This window comes from Phyllobacterium sp. P30BS-XVII (assembly GCF_014138335.1).
GTDB lineage: Bacteria > Pseudomonadota > Alphaproteobacteria > Rhizobiales > Rhizobiaceae > Phyllobacterium > Phyllobacterium meliloti.
In genome coordinates this window covers 1-3,385 of the sequence record NZ_JACGXO010000019.1, presented here as the reverse complement: position 1 = coordinate 3,385, position 3,385 = coordinate 1, and the positions used below count along the sequence as shown (strand labels likewise).

The 3,385-nt window shown below is 51.3% G+C and carries 2 protein-coding genes; one reads left to right on the top strand and one right to left on the bottom strand.

Going from position 1 to position 3,385, the window contains the following annotated elements; genetic code table 11:
* Positions 1-118 precede the first annotated feature (118 nt).
* The gene (locus FHW17_RS25095; RefSeq protein ID WP_112529467.1) at positions 119-763 is read right to left on the bottom strand and encodes a response regulator transcription factor; all 645 of its coding nucleotides are present in this window, start codon (positions 761-763) and stop codon (positions 119-121) included.
* Positions 764-1,056: 293 nt separating this feature from the next.
* Here FHW17_RS25095 and FHW17_RS25090 point away from each other — a divergent pair.
* Positions 1,057-3,385, top strand: a 2,329-nt coding sequence (locus FHW17_RS25090) for a hypothetical protein (RefSeq protein WP_210276024.1), incomplete at its 3' end; no start/stop codon positions are given.

Here is a 3,385-nt window from a genome sequence, read left to right as displayed (position 1 = left end):
GTGGGCGATCCGCAGATACCAATCCTGTCAAAGCCCATCCGCCCGGCCGAACTGCGCTCAACCATTCTGGCGCTGAAACTTCAGACAGAGCAACACCCCGTCCACGCATGAGTATTAATCAGTTGCCCGAGCCAATACCGGCGCTGGCGGCCTTGACCGCGGCTGCGGCCCGCGATCCGACATTGAGTGTTCGCAACAATGCCGAGACATGGATGCTGACCGTATAGGGTGAGATATCGAGCGCACGGCCGATTTCCTTGTTCGATTTTCCCTCAACAATCAATCGCAGGACTTCGAGCTGACGCGGTGTCAATGTTGAAAGACTACCGGAACTACGCGGCGGCTCTTTTATGCTGATAGGATGAGGCCTGATAACAAAGGTTCCGTTCCTTATTTCAGTGACGACAGCACTGAATTCTTCCGGTGGAACGGTTTTGCCGATGAAACCATCAGCACCTTGCGCCATGATCATGTCGATCGTCGCAGGATCATCAACCATCGAGACAATAATGATGGATGATCTCATAAATTCTTGCCGCAGCGCTCCAATCGATCTGTCCGGGGCCATCCCCGGGAAGAGCAGATCAAGCACAAAAGTATCCGGCGCCTTTCCTTTTCGAGCAAGTTCAAGGACTTCGCTCATGGTGCCGACGCCTGTTATGTCTGCCATAGGGAAAACTCGTTGCAGCACGAACCGCAAGCCATCCCGGAATACGGGATGATCGTCTGCAACAATAATACGCTCTCTCTCCGCAGAATTCATCCGCAAGCTTCTATAGTCACAGTAAAGATAAGCCAAGGCGCGGCTTGTAGTGAACCTTCACTAATGGCTCAACACCTAGCCTCTTCCCTATACATTGAATCAGTGAGCCGGGAGGCGGTGTCAGAGAGTCCTTTTACTCTGAATATCGCAGCCCGGCCTGACATATGTAGATCCTACAGACTTCAAGGGGCAGTATTTTGAGCGGGACAATCAGATCGAAACGAGTGAAGCATACGCTTCTGAATACGACGGCTTTGGGACGTGTACGGACGAGATTTGTCTCTGGGTTGACTTTGTCGACCGTAGCACTTGCCGCGGGTATCGGCATTAATGGCGCACAGGCGCAAACTGTATGCGAGACAAATGCTTCGGATATCACCAATTGCACCTTGGCAACGGGCACAGATAGTTGGACATCTGCATATGGCACGAATGGTGCGATAAACGGGGATCTAAGGGTCGGGGCAGTTAACGGCAGTCAAGCGGAGCTGTTGATATCGGGCGTCAAGGCCTACAGCAAAAACGGTTATATTGGTCAGGGTGGCAGCCATGACAACCCTTATTCTGGCGTTGTTACGGTTTCTGGACCCGGCGCAGAATGGAATTTGACAGGCGATCTTCTCTATATCGGAGGTCTCGGAAATACCTATGGAAAAGGCAAGTTAGTCATCGAGAATGGCGGGCAGGTGAACGTCAATTCTCTGCAGTTGAGCAGCGCGATTTTCGATAGTTCCCAAGGCGTCCTTGTTGTCAAAGGGGAAGGCTCGGCTCTGAATGCCAACGAGCTTGTTGGCCTTTCCGGATCAGACCGTATCATTGACCCGATCTCAATTCTTGATAAAGGACAGATCAACACCAACTCTGTTTCCTTGGGTGGACAGGGCGGACCTGCACTTGTAAGCGGCGCGGGCTCCAAATGGCTGAACAACGGAAGCATGTTGAATGCCAGCGGCTTCTCGATCGCACAGGGTGGTGAAGTAAAGACCAAAACCCTCACACTGGGTGGCACAACAAACGTATCTGGAAAAGACTCTCTGCTTCACGCAGACGATGAACTTCGCCTGACAGGTGCCTTCGAAACCGGCCATATCGCTGTTTCGCAAGGCGGTCGCTTGGAGGCGGCAAAGCTATCAATCGTTTCGCAAGGCGGCTTCAAGGTTGAAAGTGGCGGATCGGTAAAAGCGGATTCTGCCAGTGTAGGTGATTTGGCCTACCTTTCTGTGCAGGGCGCCAATTCAATATTTGACGTCACGGGCAAATTGTCTTCAAGCGGCGTTGTTGCCGTGGGCGATGGCGGGCACATTCAAGCTGGAAACGGCATCCGTATCGATGGCTCACTGATCATCGGCGGCATTGTTGAGAATCAAAATGGCGATGTCGTTTTTGGTGAAACCAAGGCGGCGGGCTCAATCAATTCCGATGCCATCGTTACACTTGTAAATGACCCACTATCAAATTCGAGTATTTGGTTTAATCACAACAGCTCGGGTTATGTATTTTCAAACACCATAGTCGGAGGCGGCACCATCAATGCAACCTCCGGTGAAACGATTATAACGGGTGACCTTTCACAATTTTATACCGGGAACGGTGGTGACGGGACAGTCAACGTTGACGGTAAGGACACGAAACTCGTCATCAAGAGTAATTTGGACACAACAGATTTCGATCCCGACCCCGAAGATAACAGCAAATCTAAGTTCACCGTAAAAAGCGGTACACTTATCGTCGATGGGATTGTAGGGCGTACGTATAAGACAACCTCTTTTGGAGACGAATATACCCACTATAGCAATGACATCGAGGTTTGGGGCGCGCAATCCAACAATGCACTTGATGATCGCGATCCAACTCTTTTTGGACGTCTGGGCGGCTCGGGTACAGTTGGTTCAGTCACACTGGAAACAAATGCCAGAATTTCACCGGGTAATAATTCGGCCGGAACGCTGACTGTCATGGGCGCCCTGCAATTCAAAGATGGCTCGATTTATGAAGCCGATGTCATGGGCAACGGTACCAGTGATTTGATTATCGTAAAAGATATTGGTCCAAATGCGATCATTGGACTTTTCCGCCCCAGCGGTGTAGCGCAAATCGGCAATAATGTGAACGTCGAGGTGAACGCTCTAGATTCTGCAACGAGCTATCAGAATGGGCAGACATACACCATTTTGACTGCAGAAACGGGTATTGAAGGCAAATTTGCGCAGGCTGTATCCAAATCGGCATTTCTGGACGTTACTTTGGACCAGAAGGAAAAGCAGGTTGACCTGAAGATCGCCGTCAAAGATGTCAACCCCGAGCCCAAACCGGAACCGAAACCCGAACCCAAGCCGGAACCAAAACCTGAACCTAAACCTGAGCCTAAACCAGAACCCAAGCCAGAGCCCAAACCGAATCCACGTCCGATCAATCATGTGTTCCAGACAGTTACGCAGACGGACAATCAGTATAATACCGCAGGTGCATTGGGCAGCCTTGCACAAAGTGGTCCGTCGCTGGCGCTGTATAACCGCGTAGCGTTGCTGAGCGCCGATGAAGCGCGTGCTGCATTTGGCCGGTTGTCGGGTGAGGCACATGCCTCGACCAAGACAGCACTGGTCAATAGCAGCCAGTTGTTGC

Excerpts from the sequence above, each read along its gene's own strand:
- FHW17_RS25095 (WP_112529467.1), bottom strand. The coding sequence starts at position 763 with ATGAATTCTGCGGAGAGAGAGCGTATTATTGTTGCAGACGATCATCCC.